This is a genomic window from Desulfovibrio sp. 1188_IL3213 (genome assembly GCF_036763145.1).
GTDB lineage: Bacteria > Desulfobacterota > Desulfovibrionia > Desulfovibrionales > Desulfovibrionaceae > Desulfovibrio.
Genome location: NZ_JBAIYR010000624.1, coordinates 1 through 1,027 on the forward strand (window position 1 = coordinate 1; position 1,027 = coordinate 1,027).

The 1,027-nt window shown below is 63.6% G+C and carries 1 protein-coding gene; it reads right to left on the reverse strand.

Annotated features, from left to right (window positions below; all coding sequences use genetic code 11):
• Nucleotides 1-1,027, reverse strand: a 1,027-nt coding sequence (locus V6C16_RS14105; protein ID WP_333543540.1) for a histone deacetylase family protein, incomplete at both ends; no start/stop codon positions are given.

Below are 1,027 nucleotides of genomic sequence, written 5' to 3' on the forward strand. Positions count from 1 at the left end.
TCTGGTCCGCCAGTTCCTGCCCCCGGCGGCGGCAATTCGGGCAGGCGTGGCGCGGAACAAGCAGACACAAGGAACGGGCCACACGTTCCGAAGCCGTTTCGATGCGTCCCAGGCCCGAGCAATCCGGGCAGAGCCGCCAGGCTTCGTTCTGCCCTTCGCTGAGCATGTCCGTATCATAAAAGATATGTTTTTGCCGCACCCACCAGCGGTCTTGCTCCCGGCCTTCCGTCTGGCCTTCCGAAGGCGTGGACGGCGGGTTGAAATAGACGTCGCGCACCTGTTCGCACAGGCGGGCGATGTATTGACCGACCTTGAGACTCTGGCGTGTGGACTCGGGCGACCAGCCCGGCTCGCGCACGTCGCTTGCGTCAATGCCCGCCAAAGCCAGACAGATGCCCAGATTCACGTAGGGCAGGGCGCCGCGTATGGCGTAACCGCCCTCAAGCACGGCCACGTGCGGATTGAGCAGCCGGGTCAGGGCTGCATAGCCCTGCGCCGAGAGCTTCATGTTTGCCAGCGGGTCGGTGAAATGGTTGTCCTGCCCGGCGGAATTGATGATGAAATCCGGCTTGAAGTCTTCAAGGATGGGCAACACGGCGTGTTCAACCGCGTACAGATAGCCTTCGTCGCAGGTTTCGGGCGGCAGGGGAATGTTCACGGTGCGGCCCAGCGCGCCGGGGCCGCCGCATTCCTGCAGAAAGCCCGTGCCGGGGTACAGGGTGCGGCCGTCCTGATGCAGGGAGATGAAAAGGGTGTGCGGGTCATTCCAGAATACGTCCTGCGTGCCGTCACCGTGGTGTACGTCTGTATCCACAATGGCAATGCGCAGGGGGCGGCCGTCCGGGTGCGGATAGTGGTCGCGGATGTATTCGGCCATGACGGCCTCGTTGTTGATATTGCAGAAGCCACGGTTGCCGTGCACCACACGCATGGCATGATGCCCCGGCGGGCGTACCAGGGCAAAGGCGCGGTCTTCGTGTCCGTCAAGCCCAAGGCGCGCGGCGAGAATGGCCCCAGATCGGAAAGG